Annotated in this window: 18 protein-coding genes and 1 pseudogene; 10 read left to right on the top strand and 9 right to left on the bottom strand. The window is 67.2% G+C overall.

The genetic code is table 11. The features are described 5' to 3' along the window. Window positions 1-102: 102 nt before the first annotated feature. Both OVA11_RS12195 and OVA11_RS12200 read right to left on the bottom strand, forming a co-directional pair. Window positions 103-1257 carry an SH3 domain-containing protein gene (locus OVA11_RS12195; protein ID WP_268067638.1) on the bottom strand — a complete coding sequence of 385 codons (1155 nt, stop codon included), beginning with the start codon at window positions 1255-1257 and terminating at the stop codon, window positions 103-105. 323 nt (window positions 1258-1580) lie between these two features. Next, window positions 1581-3560 (bottom strand): trypsin-like peptidase domain-containing protein, encoded by a 1980-nt coding sequence (locus OVA11_RS12200; RefSeq protein ID WP_268067639.1) that lies wholly within the window; start codon window positions 3558-3560, stop codon window positions 1581-1583. A 375-nt stretch (window positions 3561-3935) separates the two neighbouring features. On the opposite strand from OVA11_RS12200, the pseudogene OVA11_RS12205 reads away from it, so the two are divergent. The 6 genes and pseudogenes from OVA11_RS12205 to atzF all read left to right on the top strand — a co-directional run bounded on the left by OVA11_RS12205 (window position 3936) and on the right by atzF (window position 12803). Further along, window positions 3936-5108, top strand: a pseudogene (locus OVA11_RS12205) (IS3 family transposase). A gap of 318 nt (window positions 5109-5426) precedes the next feature. Continuing rightward, window positions 5427-5915: a CopG family ribbon-helix-helix protein gene (locus tag OVA11_RS12210; RefSeq protein ID WP_268067640.1), complete on the top strand. Its 489-nt coding sequence runs from the start codon at window positions 5427-5429 to the stop codon at window positions 5913-5915. Then, window positions 5912-6751: an urea amidolyase associated protein UAAP1 gene (locus OVA11_RS12215; protein WP_268067641.1), complete on the top strand. Its 840-nt coding sequence runs from the start codon at window positions 5912-5914 to the stop codon at window positions 6749-6751. Before OVA11_RS12210 ends, OVA11_RS12215 begins: the two co-directional genes overlap by 4 nt. A 10-nt stretch (window positions 6752-6761) precedes the next feature. Next, window positions 6762-7388: an urea amidolyase associated protein UAAP2 gene (locus tag OVA11_RS12220; RefSeq protein WP_268067642.1), complete on the top strand. Its 627-nt coding sequence runs from the start codon at window positions 6762-6764 to the stop codon at window positions 7386-7388. 10 nt (window positions 7389-7398) lie between these two features. Then, window positions 7399-11022: an urea carboxylase gene (gene uca / locus OVA11_RS12225; RefSeq protein WP_268067643.1), complete on the top strand. Its 3624-nt coding sequence runs from the start codon at window positions 7399-7401 to the stop codon at window positions 11020-11022. Beyond that, window positions 11019-12803 carry an allophanate hydrolase gene (gene atzF / locus OVA11_RS12230; protein ID WP_268067644.1) on the top strand — a complete coding sequence of 595 codons (1785 nt, stop codon included), beginning with the start codon at window positions 11019-11021 and terminating at the stop codon, window positions 12801-12803. The genes uca and atzF overlap by 4 nt, the downstream gene beginning before the upstream one ends. Window positions 12804-12843: 40 nt before the next feature. On the opposite strand, the gene OVA11_RS12235 is transcribed toward atzF, so the two are convergent. From OVA11_RS12235 to OVA11_RS12255, 5 genes are all read right to left on the bottom strand, one after another. Next, complete coding sequence (locus tag OVA11_RS12235; RefSeq protein ID WP_268067645.1) at window positions 12844-13605, bottom strand: ATP-binding cassette domain-containing protein; 762 nt, start codon at window positions 13603-13605, stop codon at window positions 12844-12846. Further along, on the bottom strand, window positions 13605-14420 hold the full coding sequence (locus OVA11_RS12240; RefSeq protein WP_268067646.1) for an ABC transporter permease: 816 nt from the start codon (window positions 14418-14420) through the stop codon (window positions 13605-13607). Before OVA11_RS12240 ends, OVA11_RS12235 begins: the two co-directional genes overlap by 1 nt. 55 nt (window positions 14421-14475) lie before the next feature. After that, window positions 14476-15585, bottom strand: a complete 1110-nt coding sequence (locus OVA11_RS12245; RefSeq protein WP_268067647.1) for a putative urea ABC transporter substrate-binding protein — start codon at window positions 15583-15585, stop codon at window positions 14476-14478. Window positions 15586-15806: 221 nt separating this feature from the next. Next, on the bottom strand, window positions 15807-15944 hold the full coding sequence (locus tag OVA11_RS12250) for a hypothetical protein (protein ID WP_268068963.1): 138 nt from the start codon (window positions 15942-15944) through the stop codon (window positions 15807-15809). Window positions 15945-16051: 107 nt separating this feature from the next. Further along, window positions 16052-16372 carry a YdhR family protein gene (locus OVA11_RS12255; RefSeq protein WP_268067648.1) on the bottom strand — a complete coding sequence of 107 codons (321 nt, stop codon included), beginning with the start codon at window positions 16370-16372 and terminating at the stop codon, window positions 16052-16054. Window positions 16373-16464: 92 nt separating this feature from the next. Here OVA11_RS12255 and OVA11_RS12260 point away from each other — a divergent pair, with 92 nt between their 5' ends. The 4 genes from OVA11_RS12260 to OVA11_RS12275 all read left to right on the top strand — a co-directional run bounded on the left by OVA11_RS12260 (window position 16465) and on the right by OVA11_RS12275 (window position 18812). Continuing rightward, entirely contained in the window at window positions 16465-16845 is a 381-nt protein-coding gene (locus OVA11_RS12260) for a winged helix-turn-helix transcriptional regulator (protein WP_268067649.1), read from the top strand. A gap of 95 nt (window positions 16846-16940) precedes the next feature. Then, a complete protein-coding gene (locus tag OVA11_RS12265) occupies window positions 16941-17849 on the top strand; it encodes a class I SAM-dependent methyltransferase (protein WP_268067650.1) in 909 nt (302 codons plus the stop codon). Beyond that, the gene (locus OVA11_RS12270) at window positions 17846-18586 is read left to right on the top strand and encodes a pseudouridine synthase (protein ID WP_268067651.1); all 741 of its coding nucleotides are present in this window, start codon (window positions 17846-17848) and stop codon (window positions 18584-18586) included. Before OVA11_RS12265 ends, OVA11_RS12270 begins: the two co-directional genes overlap by 4 nt. Beyond that, the gene (locus OVA11_RS12275) at window positions 18579-18812 is read left to right on the top strand and encodes a sulfurtransferase TusA family protein (protein ID WP_268067652.1); all 234 of its coding nucleotides are present in this window, start codon (window positions 18579-18581) and stop codon (window positions 18810-18812) included. Before OVA11_RS12270 ends, OVA11_RS12275 begins: the two co-directional genes overlap by 8 nt. Here the strand turns inward: OVA11_RS12275 and OVA11_RS12280 are convergent. Together OVA11_RS12280 and OVA11_RS12285 are read right to left on the bottom strand one after the other, a co-directional pair. Then, window positions 18784-19770, bottom strand: a complete 987-nt coding sequence (locus OVA11_RS12280) for a YihY/virulence factor BrkB family protein (protein ID WP_268067653.1) — start codon at window positions 19768-19770, stop codon at window positions 18784-18786. The genes OVA11_RS12275 and OVA11_RS12280 overlap by 29 nt on opposite strands. 140 nt (window positions 19771-19910) lie before the next feature. Then, complete coding sequence (locus OVA11_RS12285) at window positions 19911-21038, bottom strand: CaiB/BaiF CoA transferase family protein (RefSeq protein WP_268067654.1); 1128 nt, start codon at window positions 21036-21038, stop codon at window positions 19911-19913. Window positions 21039-21254: the final 216 nt, after the last annotated feature.

The following is a 21254-nucleotide window of genomic DNA, read 5'->3' on the forward strand; positions in this document are numbered from 1 at the left end:
CGGCGATGGTTGTGGCGGTGAATTCCCGCTCGGTCAGGACCCTCTGATATCGCTCCGCTTTTGCGGGCCGGCACCCGCCTTGCGGCGCGATGGGTTTAGGCCTCAACCGCCTACCTTGATTTCGTTTCCGCGCTGAACCGCAAGCTGCAGGCGCGCTTCCGCCGACTGTGTGGCAGCCTGGGCCTCGGCCGCGGCGTCGCGCTGCGCGATCAGGGCCGCTTGGTGACCGTTGGTCGCGCTCATCTGTGGCCGGACAATCTGCGCCTGCCAGGGCGGGGGCGCGGCAGCCGCCACAACCGGGGTTTGCCGCGTTGCTCCCGCGTTCGTCCGCGCCAGGCCTGCAGGGGGCGCTGGCCCAATCCGAGACGCTTGAATGAAGCCCGTCTTTCCATCATGCATGACTTCGATCCAGCCCGGCGCGCCCTCCGCCTCGCCGAGGCGCACCACCGGGGTTCCAGGCGGTAGGCTCGCCACGGCGCGCCCCTGGGCCGCTGCTGTAGCGCGCAGCTGGGTGGTGCTCTGAAGATAGAGCGATGGCGGTGGAGGCGGTGGAGGCGCAGCGGCGACGGGAGCCGGACTAGCGGGCCGGCCGCTTGGAAAGGCCGAGCCTGATCCGCCGAAGGCAGATTGGGTAGAACTGAAGGCCTGAGCAGCCAGGAGCGCTGGAGGCACGACCTGGACGGTGTAGGCCTCTGCCGGACCGCGCAAAGAAGCCGGACTGGTGCCCTCCACGCGGGCCTGGGCCTCGGCCATGGCCATGATGTCGCTGTCGAAGAACTTCAGGACATCAGCGTACAGCTTCTCGTCGTCCTTGATCGCAGCCCGAATCTGAGCCTCCTCACGGCCCATTTGCTCAAGCACCTGCCTGTCTAGCCGCGCCGCTCGGTCGTTGTCCCTCTGGATCGTCCGCCGTGCCTTGTCATCCGCCGCCGAAGTTAGAGCCCCGGCCCGCGCCTTCTCGCGCTCAACGAACTCTGTGCGGGTGGAGAGCAGGCGTTGTTCCCAGCTGTTGATCTGATCCTGGCGGCACTTTCCGGTCGAGTTGATCGAGGTGATCATGCTGCCAACGCGCCCCGCCTGGCCCCGGGCGTCCTCGTCAATCAGCCTGACAAGTTGCCGATTGTCTTGGGTGATCTGACGCTTGGCGTCCAAGTACTGGTCGACGCCGCCAGCGACGCCGCCAAGAAGAGCGCCTCCGAGAATGCCGGTCTTTTGGGTGTTTTCGGACTGCCCTCGGGTGGCGATTCCTCCGGCCAAGCCCCCGGCCAACGCCCCGGCCAGCGCACCGCTTACCGTTCGACCTACGATCTGCTCACGGTAGCGGTCCCTCAGTTGGACGAAAGGTGCGCGTTGGGCTGCGCAGACGTTGACGAATTCGGTCCCGCGCGTTTGGGCGGCTGCGCTGCTGCTAATCGCTGCGAAGCTGGCAGCTACGAACAAGACACAAGGCAACCTGGCACGCATTGGAACTCCCCCGATCAAATCCGTCGTCACCCCAATTTGGAACTGTCAGCTTCAGCCGGTGTCTGTCAATCCTGCGTTGGGTCTGGCCGGCCTTCGCCTTTGGAATGTGCCTGGGCTTAGCAGGCGGCGCTCGAGACGGCCGGCGTGACCCCCACACTTCGGAGCATGCCGGTAAGGACCGTGGTGGAGACCCCGTTGTTGAATTCCGAAGCGTCGCTGCTGGTGCCCTGAGCGTGGATTGCGATGATCCGGTGACAGGCGTCGAACACGGGACTGCCCGAGCCGCCGCCGGAAGAGACCGCGTTGTACTGCACCAGCCTCGTCTCACCCAGCTCACCACCTTGGACGGTACGTCCAGTGACGATCCGGGAAACCACCCCGCGTGAGAGGGAAGCCTCCAGAGGTCGATCATCTCCTCGCAACACCCGCGATACGATACTGCCCGTTGCCCCGTCCGCCTCGGCGGGAAAACCATAGACCCAGAGGTCCGCCCCGATGCTGGGTTCACGCGTTGCGATGGGGACCGGTGTTCCCTGCAGGCCGGGAACCCGCAGTATAGCCATATCCACCCTGTTATTCGATAGCAGCACTGTGGCTTCGAGTTTTTTGGGTGCGCCATCACCATTGACAATAACCAGGTAGGGGCTCGTTCGTCTTCCCTCATCGACCTCTACGACGTGCGCGTTGGTGACGACGATGTTCGGCGCGACGACAAACCCTGTCCCGCGACTTGTGTACCGGCTGCCGCCCTTCTCTGATTCATAGTAGACGAAGACCACGGAACGCCTGACCCTCGCTGCGGAGAATCCGCCGCCGCCTCGCCCACCTCCCGCTGCGGTCATCATGGCCGCCGCGGCGCGCTGTTCGGCTTGGGCCAACCGGGTGATGCGCGCACGCGCCTGGGCGAGAACTGCCCCCTGACCGGCTGCCTGCATGGCTTCGCGGACCGCCTGATTGTTTTCGAAGGGCGCCAGAACGGTGGCGGCCCCGTCTGAGTCCGTGGCGCTCGCCATCGCGATGTTGATGGCCTCGCTCAGCTCGCCGGCGCGGGACGCCAAGCTGCGGCGCACGGCGGCATGCGCTTGCGCATGGGTGGCGGCGGGGTCGATGGCTGCGAGACAAGCATCAAGGTCGCCGACAACGCCCTCAAGCGCCACCAGATGCTCGATCCGCGAAGGTTGTCGGGCGCTGAGCGTCTGTTGCAGCGCCGTGAGCGCTGCGGGGGCGAGCTGCTGCTGCAGCCGCCGCGTGGCATCGGTCCGCCTTCGAGCCACGGCGACATCGTAAATTTCGGAGAGGGATCGATCAACATAGAGCAGGCGCTGGCGCGCCTGAACCCTCTGCGGACTGTTGGTGACCCGGGCGTCGAACTCCATCTTTTGCTGGGTGGCCTCGGCCATCGGCACTCGCCGGCCTAGGACCGCTCGCCCGGCGACGGCGTCCTCAATCCTTCTCGCCTGCTCGGCCTCAATTGCAGACAGCTGCAGAACTGAGTAGGAGCGGAGCCGCTCGGCGCGCAGGCTTGGCAGAGTCTGGGCTGGATCCGTCGATGCCGCTGGAACGGCAGCTGCCTCGGAGGCGAGCGCTGCCAGCGCCGACTCCAACACGGTGCCGGCCACACTTTTGTCGCCGCGCAACCGCTGCAACGCGCAGGATTGCCTGACTGCGCCCAAGGGCGTCCGTGTATCGCTCCAGGCGAAGCTTCCTTCCCATCCGACGGGCTGCAACACGGTCGCGCCCGTCACGGCGCCGATGGTGATGTTGGCGCTGAAGGCGGAGCCTCCCGGGCAACCATCGATACCGATCGCCAGTCCCTGCTCAAGCGGTGTGAGTCGACAGCCACCGGTGCCACGATCTAGCCGCATGGGGACGGTCAGAGGCTCCGCCGCAAAGCCCGGCATTCCATCCAGTATGGACAAGGCGAATGCGCCATGCCCGTCGTCGCCCAGCTCGACCCACATCCCCCCGGGGTGGAGGCCGCGATAGACCGTTCCCGCCCTCTGCCCACTGGCTTCACTGCATAATAGGAGCGTTGTGCCCAGCAGGATGGCCGCATTGACCCACATCGCCGACGCCCGTGAGCGCGCCTTCACCATCCCAGTCTTCCCCGGCCTATTAACGAGAGGATCATCGCCGAAAGCGACGACACGTTCCAGAGGCATGTAGCGGCAGCGCGAAGGTTGGTACTCAAGCCAGCAGCGACCTCGCGAACGTTGGCGCACCTTTCGATCTAGTTGCCCTGCACGTTCTCGACCATCGAACTATTTTGCGTTTCGCTGCGTTGACGTCAATGTCCGCTAACCACGGTGGGCTCAACCGATCGCGGCAACACAGTCTTCGAAGGTCTCCGCGGGTTTCCGGTAGAGCAAGGTCTTTCTGGGCCGCTTGGGCGAGGCGCGGTCTGGGTGGTGATCCTCCCTCGTTTCAGTGGACACCCATGCTAGCTTTTCGGAGCTGGAGAGGAGTGTCTGATGAGCGTGAAGCGTCGGGTCTTTCCGGAGACCTTCAAACGAGAAGCGGTCGACCGTGTCGCCAGCAGCGGCCTGTCGGCCGGCGTGGTGGCCAAGGAGTTGGGCCTGCACGAGACGGTGCTGCGACGATGGATGATGCAGTACGGGACGCAGGCGGCGGGGCCGGCGCGGCGCCCCCTCGCGCAAGCGCCGGCCCCGTCGCCGTCTGATCTGGCCGCCGAGAACGCCCGCCTGCGCCGTGAGAACGATCACCTGCGGATGGAGCGCGACATCCTAAAAAAAGCCGCGCTCATCTTCGGAGCGGCCTCCCGATGAAGTTCGGGTTCGTCGATGAGCACCGCGGCGTCTGGCCGGTTCGGATGATGTGTCGGGTCTTGGGCCTGTCGGCCAGCGGCTACTATGCCCGGGCGCGGCAGGCCCGAGAGCCGGCGGGCGGCGGCCAACCGCGTGCTGATCGAGGACATCCGTCTGATCCATGCCGAGAGCTGCGGGACCTATGGCTCGCCGCGCATCCATGCCGTTCTGCTCGGCCATGGCCGCCGTGTCGGGCGCTCGCGGGTCGAGCGGCTGATGCGCCGCGCCGGCCTGCGCGGTCTGGCCGCGCTGCCGCGCCGGACACGGACGACGGACAGCCGCCATGGCTATCCGATCGCGCCCAACAGGCTCGCCCGTAACTTCCAGGCGGCGGCCCCTGGCCAGGTCTGGCTCGCCGATCTCACCTATATCCCGACCGGGGAAGGCTGGCTCTATCTGGCCGGCATTCTCGACATGCACACCCGCAAGCTCGTCGGCTGGTCGATGCGCGACACCTTGCACGCCCAGATCGCCTTGGACGCCCTGACCATGGCCATCGAGCGCCAAAAACCTGCGCCCGGATTGATCCATCACTCCGATCGCGGCATTCAATACGCCGCCGAGACCTACGGCTCGGCCCTGGCCCAGTCACGAATTACCCCGTCCATGAGCCGCAAGGGCGACTGCTGGGACAATGCGCCGATGGAGAGCTTCTTTCACACCCTCAAGACCGAGCGGGTCCTTCATCGGGTCTACGCCACCCGCGCCGAGGCCCGGCGCGACCTGTTCGGCTATATCGAGGGCTTCTACAATTCACGTCGCCTGCACTCGGCTCTGGGCTATATCAGCCCCGCCGAGATGGAACGCAGAGCGGCATAACCCGTCCACTTTCTCGGGGGAGGAGCATTGCTGTCGAACGCGGGGTCGAGACCGTTCACCGTCGGCTTGGCGCTCGAGTCGGATCGAGGCTGACGACCGGGCCTGCGGAGCCGATGTCGGCGAAACGCCCGCGCGCAGGAGGGTTCAGGAGGGGCGTTGCCTCGCCAGGAACCGCAGCAGAGCGAGGTTGTGATCGCTCATCACCGCCGAGCGATTGCGTAGCGATTGAACGAAAATCGCTCAAAATCGAGGCGCTAAGACCTCACCGGGCCGCCGCGATGGTATTACGATTTGTATCGTTCGTAATATCAGCAATGAGTGCTCGACATGGAAATCACCTCCTCGAACCTGGCGCGGCTCAGCATAAGCCTCCCGGCCGAACTGATGGTCCAGTTGGACGCCATGGTTGCCGAGCGCGGCCTGCCCAGCCGCTCGCAGATGATCGCCGAGCTGATCCGCCATGAGCTGGCCGAGCACAGCGGCGAGCGGCCTGATGCGATGCTGGCCGGCACCATAACCCTCATATATCGCGCGGAAAGCGGCCGGGTTCGCCACGCCTTGGCCCAGACCCAGCTGGGCTATGTGAAAGAGGTGATCTCGGCTCAGAACGTCTTTCTCGAGGACGATCAGGCCATGGAGGTTCTGCTGGTCCAGGGTCCGGCGGAGCGCCTGCAGCAACTGTGCGACGCCCTTCGCAAGGTGCGTGGGGTTCAGCAGATCAAGCTGGTCACCACGACCGCCCTCCTGCCGCCGCTGCACTTCCACGGCGATGACGCCGCCCTCGACGGAGAGTCGACCCCGCCATGAGCGATGCCGCCCAGAGCCACACCGCCACCCCCTACGCCGCCCAGGCCCACGCCCGGGCCCAGGCGGGAACCCGAGTCGAGTCGATGCCGACCGTGCCGGCCTCCGCCGCCGTCGATCTGCCGTCCGGAGTCGCGGCGGCGGACGTGGTCTGGGACGAAACCATCGCCCCCGGCGGCTACGCCAGCCGTCGACTGTCGCGCGGCGCGCGGCTGCGACTGACGGATCTGCGCGGCGACGCGGCGGTGTCGCTGTTGGTCTTCAACGCCGAGCAGCCGGTCGAGCGCCTGAATATCGCCGACACCCTGAAGGTCCAGTGGAACGGCTATCTGGGTCAGGGGCGGCTTCTGCTGTCGGACATGGGCCGGGTGCTGGCCAGCTTGGTGGAGGACACCGCCGGCGCTCACGACGCCTTCTGCGGGGCCTCCAACCAGGCCAGCAACACGCGCAAGTACGGCGACGGCTTCAATCACGGAGACCACCCCAACGCCCGGGACCGCTTCTCGCTGGGCGTGGCCAAGTTCGGTTTGGGCCGCAAGGATATCCATCCGTGCCTCAACCTCTTCAAAGAGGTGCGGATCGGTCAGGGCGGCGAGACTGTCGTTGACGTTGGCCCCTACCCGCCTGGTCGCTTTGTCACCCTGCGGGCCGAGATGGCGTTGATCGTGGTGCTGGCCAACTGCCCGCACGTGCTGGATCCGCGTCCGGGCTACGCGGTGACGCCGGTGCGGGCCACCGCCTGGCGCGGCCCGGTGACGCCGGAGTCGGACCCGATCCGCAATGCGACGCCGGAGGGCCTGCGCGCCTTTCTGAACGTCGAAGACTATTTCTCGCGCTGAGGACGCCGCCATGGCCTTCGCTCCCCCGCCCCTGGGCGACATCGTCCACGACGAGGTGGTTCCCGCCCGCGCCCCCTGGCTGCATGCAGTCAAAGCCGGCCAGACCCTGCGCATCGTCGATCTGGAGGGAAACCAGGCCGTCGACTTCCTGGTCTACAGCGCCGCCGACGACGCCGAACGCTACAGCGCTCAAGACACCATCGCCGCCCAAAAGAACATCTTCCTGCGCGAGGGCTCGGTGCTTTTGTCGAACGAGGGGGCGCCGATGATGACGGTGACCGCCACGGCGGTGGCCTATCATGACACGATCGGCGGGGCCTGCTCGTGCGAGAGCAACACCTTGCGCTATGGCCACCACACTAAGGCCCAGCACGCCTGCGTCGAGAACTTCCTGGTCGCCAACGCCCGCCAGGGGCGCGGCAAGCGCGACATGGTCAGCAACGTCAACTGGTTCATGAACGTGCCGGTCGAAGCCGACGGGGCGCTGGGCATCGTCGATGGCATCTCTGCGCCCGGCCTGTTCGTCGATCTGCGCGCCGAGATGGACGTGGTGGTGGTGGTCTCCAACTGCCCGCAGATCAACAACCCCTGCAACGGCTTCAATCCGACGCCGGTGCGCATGATCATCGCCCAATAGGACCCGCCCGATGTTCGACAAGGTCCTGATCGCCAACCGCGGCGCCATCGCCTGCCGCATCATCCGCACGCTGCGAGCGATGGGCGTCAAGTCGGTAGCGGTGTTCAGCGACGCCGACGCCGGCTCATTGCACGTGTCGATGGCCGACGAGGCCGTGCGACTGGGCCCGGCCCCGGCGGCCGAGAGCTATCTGCGCGCGGATCTGGTGCTGGCCGCCGCCCAGGCGACCGGCGCCCAGGCCATCCATCCGGGCTATGGCTTCCTCAGTGAGAACGCCGCCTTCGCCCAGGCCTGCGAGGACGCCGGCGTCACCTTCATCGGCCCGAGCGCCGACAATATCCGCGCGTTCGGCCTCAAGCATACCGCCCGCGACCTGGCCCAGGCCCACGGCGTGCCTCTGGCGCCGGGCACCGACCTGCTGATCGATCCGGCGACGGCTCTGGAGGCGGCGGAGCGGATCGGCTTCCCCGTGATCCTGAAAGCCACAGCCGGCGGCGGCGGTATCGGCATGCGGGTCTGCGAGAGCGCCGAGGCGGTGGAAGAAGCCTTCGCCGCCGTCCGTCGTCTGGCGACCGGCAATTTCAGCGACGGCGGCGTCTTCCTGGAACGCTATGTCCGCAAGGCGCGTCACATCGAGGTGCAGGTGTTCGGCGACGGCGCGGGCCGGGTGACGGCGCTGGGCGAGCGCGACTGCTCCTTGCAGCGCCGCAACCAGAAGGTGGTCGAAGAGACTCCCGCTCCCGGCCTGTCTGCGACCACGCGGACGGCGCTGCTGGACGCGGCCGTGCGCTTGGCCAAGGCGGCGAACTACCGCTCGGCCGGCACGGTGGAGTTCCTTTACGACGCCGACCGAGACGACTTCTTCTTCCTCGAGGTCAATACCCGCCTGCAGGTCGAACACGGCGTTACCGAGCAGGTCACGGGCGTGGATTTGGTCGAATGGATGGTGCGCGGCGCAGCAGGCGACTTTTCATTCCTCGACACGCCGCCGCCGGCCCCGCGCGGCGCGGCGATCCAGGTGCGCCTCTATGCCGAGGACCCGGCCCAAGACTATCGGCCGAGCGCCGGCGTACTGACCGAGGTCGCTTTCCCCGAGGGGGTACGCGCCGACGGCTGGGTCGTCGACGGAACCGAGGTCAGCGCCTTCTACGACCCGATGCTGGCCAAACTGATCGTTACTGCCGAGGACCGTCCCGCCGCCGTGGCGGCGCTGCAGGCGGCGCTGGACGCGACCCGCCTGGCGGGGATCGAGACCAATCTCGACTGGCTGCGGACGGTCGCACGCAGCCAGCCGTTCGTCGGTGGCGAGGTCTCGACTCGTGCCCTGGAGACCGTCGCCTGGACGCCGGACACCATCCAGGTGCTGAGCGGCGGTCCGGCGACCACCGTCCAAGACTGGCCGGGCCGTCGCGGCTACTGGGACGTGGGGGTGCCGCCGTCGGGCCCGATGGACGCCCTGGCCTTCCGGCTGGGCAACCGGCTGCTGGGCAACTCGGCCGATGCGGCGGGTCTTGAGATCACCGCCCTGGGCCCGATCCTGAAGTTCAATCGGCCGGCCACGCTGTGCCTGACCGGGGCGCGCTTCGACGTCCGGTTGGACGGCGTCCCAGTCGAACCCTATGCGCCGTTCGACGTGCGGCCGGGCCAGACTCTGAAGATTGGCCGCTTGGTCGAGGCGGGCCTGCGCGGCTATCTGCTGCTGCGTGGCGGGCTGGACGTTCCCGCCTATCTGAGCAGCCGCTCGACCTTCACCCTGGGCGGCTTTGGCGGCCACGCCGGTCGCAACCTGACCGCCGGCGACGTACTGCGGCTGCTGCCTGCGCCCGAGGCCCCGACCGTCGGTCTGGCCGAGCCGCTGCGCCCAGCCCTGACCAAGACCTGGACGATCCGAGTGCTGCCCGGCCCGCACGGCGCGCCGGACTTCTTCACCCCAGCCGACGTCGCCATGATTGGCGGCACGGACTGGAAGGTGCACTACAACTCCAACCGCACGGGCGTGCGCCTGGTGGGCCCCAAGCCCGAATGGGCGCGGCGCGACGGCGGCGAGGCCGGCCTGCACCCGTCCAACATCCACGACAACGCCTACGCCATCGGCGCCGTCGACTTCACCGGCGACATGCCGATCATCCTGGGTCCGGACGGCCCGTCGCTGGGCGGGTTCGTGTGTCCGTTTGTGATCATCCAGGCCGACCTGTGGAAGGCCGGCCAGCTGGCGCCAGGCGACACCGTGCGGTTCGCGGTCGTGGACGATCAGACCGCCGCCGCCGCTCTGGAGGCGCAGGAAGCGTTGATCGCCCAGCTGCGCGCCGCGCCGCCGCACCCAGCCCCGGCCGTAATCGACGTCGAGGCCAGTCCGATCCTGCGCGAGCTGCCGCAGGACGGTCACCGCCCGCGGGTGCTGTACCGCCGCCAGGGCGACCAGCACCTGCTGGTCGAGTACGGCCCGATCGTGCTGGACCTGGAGCTGCGACTGCGAATCCACGCCCTGCTCCTGGACCTGCAGGCCCAGGCTCTGGAGGGCGTCATCGACCTGACCCCGGGCATCCGCTCGCTGCAGGTCCATTATGACAGCCGCCGCCTCAGCCAGGCCCGGCTGCTGGACATCCTGGTCGCCTCCGAGGACAGGCTGGGCGGACTGGACGACTTCGAGATCCCCTCGCGCGTCGTCCACCTGCCGCTGAGCTGGAAAGATCCGGCGATCTACCAGACCATCGACAAGTACATGCAGGCCGTCCGCGACGACGCGCCCTGGTGCCCGGACAACATCGAGTTCATCCGCCGGGTCAACGGCCTTGCCTGCATCGACGACGTCCAGAAGATCGTCTTCGACGCCCGCTATCTGGTGATGGGGCTGGGCGACGTCTATCTGGGCGCTCCGGTGGCGACACCCGTCGATCCGCGACACCGCCTGGTGACCACCAAGTACAACCCGGCCCGCACCTGGACGCCGCCCAATGTCGTTGGCATCGGCGGGGCCTACATGTGCATCTACGGCATGGAGGGCCCTGGCGGCTATCAGCTGTTCGGCCGCACGATCCAGGTGTGGAACACCTGGCGCCAGACGGACGTCTTCACCGATGGCAAGCCCTGGCTGCTGCGCTTCTTCGACCAGATCCGCTTCTTCCCGGTCAGCGCCGAGGAACTGGTCGAATGGCGCCGTGACTTCCCGCTGGGCCGTCGAGCGATCCGCATCGAGGAAGAGACCTTCCGCCTGTCCGACTACCGCCGGCTGCTGGCGGAGAACGCCGACAGCATCGCCGCCTTCCAGAGCCGTCGCCAAGCCGCCTTCGACGCCGAGCGCGCCGACTGGGAGGCCAAGGGCGAGTTTGCTCGGGTTGAGGCGCTATCGGGTGTCGCCGAGGCCGATGACGCAGTCGCCGCTGTGGAGGTTCCCGCCGGGGCGGACGTGGTCGAGGCCCCCCTAGGCGGCCACGTCTGGAAGGTGCTGGTCGAACCTGGCCAAGCCGTCGAGACCGGCGCGGTGATCGCGATCATCGAGGCTATGAAGGCTGAGTGTGACGTCGCAACCCCGACGGCCGGGGTCGTCAGCGCCGTCTATACCCAGCCGGGCCAGCCGATCGCCGCCGGCGCGCCGGTCATCGCTGTCACCCCGGTCGCAGAGGCTACGGCATGAACGCCACGCGCCTCCTCGTCGGCGAGATCGCCGCCGGCGTGAACGCCGGCGACTCGGCGGAGTCCGTCGCCCGCTCGGCCCTGGCTGCGATCGAGGCCTACGACGCGATCCAGCCGCAGGTCTGGACCCTGCGGCTGCCCGAGGCCGCCGTTCTGGCCCAGGCCCGCGCCGTCGACGCTCGCATCGCCGCCGGCGAGACGTTGCCCCTGGCCGGGGTCCCGTTTGCGGTGAAGGACAATATCGACGTCGCGGACCTGGCTACGACAGCCGCCTGCCCAGCCTTCGCCTACACGGCCGGGCGCTCGGCGACCGTGGTCGAGCAGCTGCTGGCCGCCGGGGCGGTGCTGGTCGGCAAGACCAATCTCGACCAGTTCGCAACGGGCCTCGTCGGGACGCGCAGCCCCTACGGTGCGCCGCGCTGCGTTTTCAACCAAGCCTTCGTGAGCGGCGGCTCCAGCTCGGGCTCGGCCGTAGCCGTGGCGGCCGGGCTGGTCGCCTTCGCGCTGGGCACCGACACCGCCGGGTCCGGCCGGGTGCCGGCCGCCTTCAATCATCTGGTCGGCCTGAAACCCAGCAAGGGCCGGTGGAGCACACAAGGTCTCGTGCCAGCTTGCCGCTCGCTGGACTGCATCAGCGTGTTCGCCGCCGATCTGGACGGCGCGGGGCGGGTCGATGCGGTCCTGGCCGGCTTCGACCCCCAAGACCCCTATTCTCGCCGTGCGCCCCAGCCGGAACCGGTCCTGACCCTGGCCGGGCTGCGGGTGGCGATCCCCCGTCCCGAGCAGCGGATCTTCTTCGGCGACGGCGAGTCCGAGGCGCTGTACGCTTCTGCCGTCGCGCGCCTGCAGGCGGCCGGCGCAGTCGCCGTCGAGGTCGACATCGCCCCGCTGCTGGATGCGGCCAAGCTGCTCTACAGCGGCCCCTGGGTGGCCGAGCGCACCGCCGCCGTCGAGCCGCTGCTGCGCGCCGCGCCCAGCGCCATCGAGCCGACCGTGCGGGCCATCGTCCAGGGCGGCCTGGCCGTGACCGGAGTCGAGACCTTCCGAGGGCTCTATGCGCTGGAGGCCTATCGCCGGGCGGCCGAGGCCGTATGGGCCGCCGCCGACGCGCTGTTCCTGCCCACGACGCCGACCATCTACACGGTCAAGGCGCTTAAGGCGGAACCCCTGGCTCTGAACGCCAATCTGGGCCTCTACACCAATTTCGTGAACCTGCTGGACCTGTCGGCCCTGGCGGTTCCGGCAGGGTTTCGCGCCGACGGCACGGGCTTTGGGGTCACCTTCATCGGCCCCGCTTTCGCCGACCGCGCCCTTCTGGACCTCGCCGCCGCCTATCTGGAGACCTTCCCCATGGCCGAGACCCCACCGCTGGACCTGACGCCCCACAAGCCCGGCGTGAAGCTGGCCGTGGTCGGAGCGCATCTGTCAGGCATGCCGCTACACTGGCAACTGACCTCGCGCGAAGCTCGGCTGGTCGCAGCGACACGCACGGCGCCGGCCTACAAGCTCTACGCCATGGCCGAGAGCACCCCGCCCAAGCCAGCGCTCGTCCATGTCGGCGACGGCGGGGCGTCGATCCAGGTCGAGGTCTACGAACTGGACGTCGCAGCGTTTGGGGCCTTTACCGCCGAAGTCCCCGCTCCGCTGGCGATCGGTACGGTAACCCTCGAGGACGGAACTAGCGTCAAGGGTTTCGTCGCTGAGCCCCGCGCCCTGAACGGTGCGAGCGACATCACCGCCCTGGGCGGCTGGCGGGCCTATATCGCTTCGCTACAGGGCTGAGCGCCCCAAGTGCGCCAGGCGTTTCTGTTGCCTTGAGGCGCTACTGGCCCAGACCCGCCAGCGCCTCGGGCCCGACCGCGCCGGGTTTATCCAGCGGGAAGTCGTAGACCGCCGTCGCGCCGTAGCGATGCGGCGCGTGCGGATCACGGCGGCGCTTGTCGAAAGCCAGCACCCGTGTGCCCAGCTTGAAGGCCTCTTTGATGTCGTGGGTGACCATCATGATGGTCAGGCCGTTATCGCGCCAAAGGCTGGTGATCAGTTCGTGCATGTCCAGGCGAACGCCCGGGTCCAGGGCGCCGAACGGTTCGTCCAAAAGCAAGATGCGCGGCTTCTTGATCAAGGCCTGGGCGATGGCCAGCCGCTGCTGCATGCCGCCCGACATCTTAGCCGGATAGAGATCACCGCTGTCGCCCAGACCGACCGCCGCCAGCATCGCGTCGGCTTGCTCCAGGGCCGCACGCCGCTTGGCGCCGCTGAGCTTGCCGCGCAGGGCCGAGCCAGCGCAGTCCAGGCCAAACACGACATTGTCGCGCGCCGACAAGTGCGGAAACACCGAGTACTTCTGGAACACCACGCCACGGTCCGGCCCCGGCTCGGCGCGCAACTTGCGGCCCTCCAGGTCGATCGCACCGCGGGTCGGCGCTTCCTGACCGATGACCAGCCGCAGGAAGGTGCTCTTGCCGGCCCCCGACGGGCCGACAATCGAGACGAAGCTGCCCTGGACGATCGACAGCTCAACGTTCTCGAGCACCACCTTGTCGCCGTACTCGACCCAGACGTTGCGGAAGCTCAAAAGCGCCATCAGCGGCCCCTTTCCGGATAGGCCCAGGGATAGGCGCGGCGGCTGATCAGCCGCAGGGTGACGTCCATGATCACCGCCAGCAGCGAGATCCAGGCGACGTACGGCAGGATGATGTCCATCGACAGGTAACGGCGGACCAGGAAGATCCGGTAGCCAAGCCCCACATCGGCGGCGATGGCCTCAGCCGAGATCAGATAGACCCAGGCCGGACACAGCGACAGCCGCAGCGAGTCGATAAGACGCGGCATCGCCTGCGGCAGCGCCACCCGCAGGGCCAGCTGCCACGTGCTCGAGCCCAGGGTCTGGGCCTTGACCAACTGCTCCTCGGGAATGGCGGCGACGTGGGCGGCCAGATCGCGGACCATCACCGGCGCGACGCCGAACACGATCAGCGCGATCTTGGCGGTTTCGCCTAGGCCGAAGACGATAAACAGGATCGGTAGCACCGCGATCGGCGGGATGACCGCGATGCCGGCGACCAGCGGCCCGAACTTGGCGCGCAGCAGTGGAAGCAGACCCAGGCTCAGGCCCAGCAGTAGGCTGACGGCGGTGGCGATCGCCAGGGCAAGGCCCATGCGCTCCAGGCTGGCCAGCGTGTCGACCAAGAGCGGCGCGTGGCCGGTCAGCGGGTCGACCCGCGCCATCAGCTGCATCGCCTCGGCCATCGCCTCGGGGGTCGGCAGCAGCTTGTCGCGCGGGTTCTCGGCGTGACGGGCCTGCGAGGCCATCAGGTAGAGCAACCCCACCGCCAGCAGGGGCGCGGCGCCGAGCATGACGGCGAGACCGCCGCGCGGCCTGATGTTCAAAAGACGCATGGTCTCTATCCGGGCCTGGGGCGGCGGGGCGCGCGCCGCCGCCCTGCTTCGAGATCTACAGCTTGCCGTCGGCGGCCATCTGCACATAGGCGGGATCGAACCGCAGCTTCACGTTGTTCGGGTCGCCCAGGACCTTGCCGCCTGGGAAGCTGATGCCGATGTCGTCAACCGACTTCGCGCCCTGGCCGAACAGGCCCATGCTGAAGCTGAATTTGCGCACCCGATCGTTGGCCGTGATGAGGTCGGGACTGACCGTCGCCGCCAGGGCGGCCTTGGGGTCGGCGTAGAGATAGGTTGTCTTCAGCTGGGCCTCGAAGCCCGCCAGATCCGAGCCCGACAGCTTGGCCATCTGTTCACGCGCGGACTTGCCCTCTGGGGTCTGAGCGACCGTCAACGCCAGGGTCTCATACCAGATGCCGGTCAGCGCCTTGCCCAGGTTCGGATTGGCCTTGAGCGCCTCGGTGCTGACCATCAGGCCGTCGAGAATCTCGCCCGGGATCATCGCGCTGTTGAACACTTCCTTGGCGCCCGGAGCCTTCTTCACTTCCGACAGTTGCGGATTCCAGGTGACCAGGGCCTTGGTCTCAGGCGCGCCGAAAGCGGCCACGATGTCGGCGTCCGACGTGTTGACCGTCTTGACGTCGCTCATCTTCAGACCGGCCTTTTCGAGGGCGCGGGCCAGCAGGTAGTGCGACACCGACAGCTCGACCAGATTGACCGGACGGCCCTTCACATCGGCCAAGGTGGCGCCGTTCTTCAGCACCAGGCCATCATTGCCGTTCGAGTAGTCGCCGATCATCAGGACGGTGGTGTCCTTGCCGGCGGCGGCCGGTACGGTCAGGGCGTCCATGTTGGTGGCGGTGACGCCGTCGAGCTTGCCGGCCGAAAACTGGTTCAGCGACTCCACGTAGTCGTTGATCTGCACCAGTTCGATCTTCACGTCGTACTTGTCGGCCCACTTCTTCACGATACCGGCCTGCTGCGCATAGGCCCAGGGCATCCAACCGGCATAGATGGTCCAACCGATCCTGTACTCGGTCTTGGCGGCAGGCGCGGCCGCTGCAGGATCGGCCTTATCGGCGGCCTTCGGACCGCACGAGGCCAGCGCCAGCACCGAGACGGCCAGGGCGGCCATGAAACGCTTGCGGGTGAACTGAATGCTCATCAGCGGCTCCCTCCGAATTCGCTGGGGAGAGCGTTTTGCATATTACGAAGTAGCGCAATCGTAATACTGATGGCGCGCCAGTCGGCGGCGTTGATCTCGGTCCCTATGCCAAAAAAGCAGGCCGCTCCCGAATAGAGGCGCCGCATTGCGCGCCGTTCCCGACCCCAGATCATCCCCGAGCGCCCGCGGACGGTTGCCGCGCAGACCGCGTAGCCTAACCGTCAGGCCAAGGGGCGGAGCGCACACCTATGCTGTCCAGACTGATGGCGAGCGTCTGGTCCATTCTGCGCGAAGGCCTTGCCGCGCGCGGCGGTCGCTACTGGCCGAGCTGAAGGGCGGTTTCCGTCGCTTCGTTTCAAACACTGATGGACAGGGCTGACGAAGCGTTTCGGACGAGCAATGCCACTCCGCATGATCAGCTCAGGTCGTCCCGGCCAAGGGATGTCCTGACCGGGACGAGTCCGGCTCAGTCGGCGTAGTACGGCGAGCTCATCGCCCGGCTCGCTTCGGCCACCACGTCGCCGTCAAAAAGCTTGACCGTGAGGCTGGCGCCCGCCGCCTTGGCGAAGCCGGCGAGCATGCCTTCCGCATAGGTGCGGGCGTTCTCGACGGAATCGAATTCGTAGAAGCCGCCGACAGACTGGGTGTTCAGTCCGCTGAGCCAGGTCTTGCTGCGGAGACCTGGCACAGTCTGCATGGCGGGGTTGGCGTCGCCCCAGATCGCCTTGGTGAAGGGCGCGGAATTCTGGAACTCGGCGTACAGATAAACGCGGTTGGGCTGAGACATTTGGGGACGCTCCATGGCGTGGATTGATGCCTCGCTAGCTATGCCTTATGGTTCCCAATGGAAAGTACGCACCTTTTGGTAATATTTGAGCCATGTTCCTGCCGGCCAACCCCTATGACATGCGCTGCCCGTCACGTGAGATGCTGGATCTGATCGGCGGTAAGTGGGCGATCCTGATCCTGTGCTGCCTGCAACAGGGGCCCGTGCGCACAGGATCACTGATGCGTCAGATCGGCGGCATCTCGCAGAAGATGCTGACCCAGACCCTGCGGGATCTGGAGCAGAACGGATTTGTCGAGCGGATCAGCTATCCTGAGGTCCCACCTCGGGTGGAGTATCGCCTGACCGAGTTGGGCCAATCGCTCAGCGCGCTTGCCCGCACCCTGGAGCAATGGGTTGTCGCCCACTATGAAACCATCCTGGCGCATCGAGACCAACGGCAAAACGAGACGCGGATCGCGCTGAGCCAATAAGGATTTCCGCTGAACTCGGCGTGGAATCTGCGTAACCGGATGGCTCGCCTCGGTTAAATCCCCCCAACGACCAAAAAAAGGGCTTCAGGACAAGCATGTCGGCGAACCGCACCGCGCTCTATGGCCTGCCCGATCATGATCTGGCGCCTTGCGCGTCCGACGCCGTGCAGCTGTCGCCGCTGATCTTAGGCTCCGCAGATCTGGCGACCGTCGCTGACGAAACCTTCGACGCCGCAACGGTTCGCGCCCCCGCCGGGGCCGTCGAGCGGCGTTATGTGCTGGCGCACGCGCTGCGGGCCCTGTCCCCGGGGGGGCGCTTGACGGTGTTCGCACCCAAGGATCGCGGCGGGCTTCGCCTGAAGAAGGAACTGCAGGCGCTGGGCTGCGAGGTCGGCGAGAGCGCCCGCCGTCACAACCGGATCTGCGTTTGCCTGCGTCCCGTCGTGATCCCGGGCCTTGAGGACGCGCTCAAGGCCGGCGCGCCGCGCCAGATCGCTGAGAACGGCCTCTGGACCCAGCCGGGCGTCTTCAGCTGGGATCGGCTGGACGCGGGCACGAACGCCCTCCTGCAGGTCCTGCCGGCCTTCTCGGGCGTGGGTGCGGATTTTGGCAGCGGCATCGGACTGCTGGCCCTGAATGTGCTGGCCTCCCCGAAGGTCACCAAGCTCACGCTCGTCGAGCTGGATCACCGCGCCGTCGCGGTGTCGCGGCGCAACGTCACCGATCCACGGGCCGAAATCGCTTGGGCCGATGCGCGTCAGACCGGTCTCAAGGATCTCGACTTCGTCGTCAGCAATCCGCCTTTCCACGAGGGCGGCGGCGAGGACAAGGCGCTGGGCCAGGCGTTCATTCGCGCCGCCGCCGAAGCCCTCCGCAAGGGTGGATCGCTGTGGATCGTCGCTAATCGCCATCTGCCCTATGAGGCCATCCTGGGCGAAAGCTTCGGCAAGGTGCGACTGGTTGGCGAGGGCGGCGGTTACAAGGTCTTCGAGGCGAAGAAATGAGCAAGGCGCTGATGGCGCGGCTGGACCGGCTGCTGGCCAATCTGGGCTATGGCAGCCGCAAGGAGGTCCAGGCCCTGGTCGCCGGCGGCAAGGTCGTGCTCGACGGGACGGTTCTGAAGGACGCCGGCGCTCGCATCGCGGTCGATGCGACCCTGCCGGAGCGGATGACCATCCGCGGCGCGCCCGTCGATCCGCCTGCGCCACTGGTGCTGATGATGCACAAGCCGCTGGGCGTGGTGTGCTCGCACAAGGAGGATGGCGAGAAGATCTATGATCTGCTGCCCCGCCGCTGGCGCTTGCGGGACCCGGGGCTCTCGACGGTGGGCCGTCTCGACAAGGACACCAGCGGCCTGATCCTGATCACCGACGATGGTGATTTCCTGCATCGGGTCATCTCGCCCAAGCGCCACGTGCCCAAGACCTACCTGGCGACACTGGACCGACCGCTGAACGGTTCCGAGGGCGAGATCTTCGCCGCCGGAACGCTGATGCTGGACAGCGAGGAAAAGCCGCTGCTCCCGGCCAGGCTGGACGTGGTGGACGCCCACACGGCGCGCCTGACGATCACCGAAGGGCGCTATCATCAGGTCCGCCGGATGTTCGCGGCGGTGGGCAATCACGTCGTGGCCCTGCACCGCGAACGGATCGGCGGCATCGCCCTGCCCGACGACCTTGCGGCCGGCCAGCATCGCCTTCTCTCTTCGGCGGCGGCCGAGCAGGTGTTCGCCGATGCCTGAGCCTGTCGTTGTCGACGCGCGGGGCCATCACTGCCCGGTGCCGACCCTGAAGCTGCGCAAGGCGCATGAGGCGGCCCCCGCAGGGGCGGAGCTGGTGCTGTTGGCGACAGATCCGATGGCCAGGATCGACGCGCCGCATTTCGCGGGTCAGGTCGGCGCGACCGTTCTGGAGGTGACCGACCTGGACGGCGGTGTGATCAGGATTCGGATTCAGAAGGCGCTTTGAGCGCGATTGGACGCGGGCCCTCCAAGAGGGCGCGCGGCCGCTCGTCGAGCGCGATTTCGACCTCGGTGGCCAGAGCGCCGCCGAAGAAGATGGCGTTCACGCTCCAGGACAGCCAGATCAGGAAGATGATCACGGCGGAGACCGAGCCGTAGGTCGCGCCGAGGTGGACGACCTTCTCGACATAGAAGGCGCTGGCCCAGGACATGAAGACGCAGAGCGCCGCAGCGGCCACGCCCCCGGCGATTGAGGCGCGCCAGCCGACGATCTGGCGCGACATGGCGTAGCGGTAGATGAGGCTCATCCCGACCACGATGCCGAAGCTGGCCCAGGTCCATTCGGACTGGATCCAGGAGACTCCCGCCAGCGGTCGCAGTTCCAGGGCCGTACCCAGCAATCGCAGGGTCAGGAAGATGCCCGACATGATGAAGAGCAGGCCAAACGCCGCCATCAGCACCAGCAGCGCCATCAGGTTGAAGCCCAGAAAACCGCGCTGGTTTTCCTCGTCATGGATGAACGACAGGCCCGCCAGCAGCGCCTTGAAGCCTCGGTGCGCGGCGTAGGCGCCGACGATCAGGACGACGCCGCTCTGCAGCGAAATGGTCTGGCCGGGCGCATGGGCCAGACGCGAGAGCTCATCCTGCACGATCGAGCGCGCGCCGGCCGGAATCAGTTCTGCGAGCTTCACCGCCTGCCAGGCCGCCGTCTCCGGCGTCAGGAAGAGGCTGTAGAGGCCGATCAGAATCGCCAGACCTGGGAAGACGGCCAGCAGCGCGAAAAACGAGACCCCGCCGACATAGAGCATGACATCGCGCCCCCAGAGACGCGACAGCGCAAGCCCAAGCACACGGAGGATTTCGCGGACCCAATGGGTCGGATCAAGGTCGAGGTCGCGCCAGCGAATGGGTTGCTGCGGGTCGTGCATTCGGCGGACCATGGCCGCGCGGCCCTGCGAAGTCAAAGACGCGCCGCCTGGGGGAGGCGGCGCGTCTCCGCAGGACTTGCCTGAGAACCGATCGCCGCTTTGAGGGACGGATGGGCGCGGCGACCGATCGACGCCGGCACCCTAGAAAGTCCCGCCTGAACGGCGCCTGAACAGAATCAGAGCGCCCCCGAAGCCTTGAGCGCTTCGATCGCCGCGGGGCTGAAGCCCCAGTCGGCGAGCGCCTCGTCATTGTGTCCGCCAATCTTGGGCGGCGGTCCCTGGATCGCGCCAGGGGTGGCGGAGAAGCGGGGCGCGGGGGCCGGCTGGGTGACGCCGGCGACCTCCACGAAGGTCTGACGGGCGGCGTTGTGGGGGTGCTTCGGCGCTTCGTCCATGGTCAGGACAGGGGCGAAGCACACATCGGTGGCGTCCATGATCTCGCACCACTCGGCCTGGGTCTTGGTCTTGATGACGGCGGCCAGCTTGTCATGCAGCTGCGGCCACTCCTCGCGGCTCATCTGGTGCTGGAACTGCGGATCGGTGATCCCGGTCTTCTCGAGCAGCAAGAGGTAGAACTGAGGCTCGATCGAGCCGATCGAGATCCACTTGCCGTCCGAGCATTCATAGGTGTCGTAGAAGTGCGCGCCGCCGTCGAGCAGGTTGCTCCTCCGTCCCTCGTTCCAGAGGCCGCCGGCCTTGAAGCCGTAGAACATGGCCATCAGCGAGGCTGCGCCGTCGCTCATGGCGCAATCGATAACCTGGCCCTGCCCGGTCGAGCGCGCATGGATCACCCCGGCCAGCAGACCGAACGCCAGGTAGAGCGCCCCGCCCCCGAAATCGCCGACCAGGTTCAGCGGCGGTACGGGCTTTTCGGTCGTGCCGATGGCGTGCAGCGCGCCGGTGATGGCGATGTAGTTCATGTCGTGACCCGCCGCCTTGGCGTAGGGGCCGGTCTGTCCCCAGCCGGTCATGCGGCCGTAGACGAGCTTGGGGTTACGAGCCAGAGCGACGTCCGGGCCAAGGCCCAGACGCTCCATGACGCCGGGACGGAAGCCCTCGATCAGGCCGTCGGCCTGTTCGAGCAATTTGAGACAGGTCTCGATCGAGTCGGGGTTCTTCAGGTCCAGCGCCACCGAGCGACGGCCGCGTGCGGTCACGTCGGCGGGCGAGCCGCGCCCCTGGCCCTTGCGGTCGATGCGCACGACATCCGCGCCCAGATCAGACAGCAACATGCCGCAGAAGGGTCCCGGTCCGATGCCGGCGAACTCCACGATCTTAAGTCCCGAAAGCGGCCCTTGGCCCATGACGCGATCTCCCTGTCGACCCTTCGAACCTGGCCGATTGCGCGCAGTAGATCGATAATGACGTTCGGTCACGCAAGCCTGGATCGGCGAAGCGAGGCGGTTCTTCGATTCACCCCCAGCCTGCGGCGTTGCGTGGCTTTGACGACGCGAACCCTCTGCTATGGTGCGGCGTCGAATCCCGCAGGCCCCGACGGGGTCAGCGTCGTATGTGTTCGG

The organism is Caulobacter sp. SL161 (assembly GCF_026672375.1).
In the GTDB taxonomy this organism is placed as follows: domain Bacteria; phylum Pseudomonadota; class Alphaproteobacteria; order Caulobacterales; family Caulobacteraceae; genus Caulobacter.

What these genes read in the sequence shown, in the direction of transcription:
- OVA11_RS12260 (WP_268067649.1), top strand. Translation starts at nt 16,465, where the DNA reads ATGTTCCTGCCGGCCAACCCCTATGACATGCGCTGCCCGTCACGTGAG.
- OVA11_RS12200 (WP_268067639.1), bottom strand. Translation starts at nt 3,560, where the DNA reads ATGGTGAAGGCGCGCTCACGGGCGTCGGCGATGTGGGTCAATGCGGCC.
- OVA11_RS12215 (WP_268067641.1), top strand. Translation starts at nt 5,912, where the DNA reads ATGAGCGATGCCGCCCAGAGCCACACCGCCACCCCCTACGCCGCCCAG.
- atzF (WP_268067644.1), top strand. Translation starts at nt 11,019, where the DNA reads ATGAACGCCACGCGCCTCCTCGTCGGCGAGATCGCCGCCGGCGTGAAC.
- OVA11_RS12245 (WP_268067647.1), bottom strand. Translation starts at nt 15,585, where the DNA reads ATGAGCATTCAGTTCACCCGCAAGCGTTTCATGGCCGCCCTGGCCGTC.
- OVA11_RS12240 (WP_268067646.1), bottom strand. Translation starts at nt 14,420, where the DNA reads ATGCGTCTTTTGAACATCAGGCCGCGCGGCGGTCTCGCCGTCATGCTC.
- OVA11_RS12275 (WP_268067652.1), top strand. Translation starts at nt 18,579, where the DNA reads ATGCCTGAGCCTGTCGTTGTCGACGCGCGGGGCCATCACTGCCCGGTG.
- OVA11_RS12270 (WP_268067651.1), top strand. Translation starts at nt 17,846, where the DNA reads ATGAGCAAGGCGCTGATGGCGCGGCTGGACCGGCTGCTGGCCAATCTG.
- OVA11_RS12255 (WP_268067648.1), bottom strand. Translation starts at nt 16,372, where the DNA reads ATGTCTCAGCCCAACCGCGTTTATCTGTACGCCGAGTTCCAGAATTCC.
- OVA11_RS12235 (WP_268067645.1), bottom strand. Translation starts at nt 13,605, where the DNA reads ATGGCGCTTTTGAGCTTCCGCAACGTCTGGGTCGAGTACGGCGACAAG.
- uca (WP_268067643.1), top strand. Translation starts at nt 7,399, where the DNA reads ATGTTCGACAAGGTCCTGATCGCCAACCGCGGCGCCATCGCCTGCCGC.
- OVA11_RS12285 (WP_268067654.1), bottom strand. Translation starts at nt 21,038, where the DNA reads ATGGGCCAAGGGCCGCTTTCGGGACTTAAGATCGTGGAGTTCGCCGGC.
- OVA11_RS12220 (WP_268067642.1), top strand. Translation starts at nt 6,762, where the DNA reads ATGGCCTTCGCTCCCCCGCCCCTGGGCGACATCGTCCACGACGAGGTG.
- OVA11_RS12265 (WP_268067650.1), top strand. Translation starts at nt 16,941, where the DNA reads ATGTCGGCGAACCGCACCGCGCTCTATGGCCTGCCCGATCATGATCTG.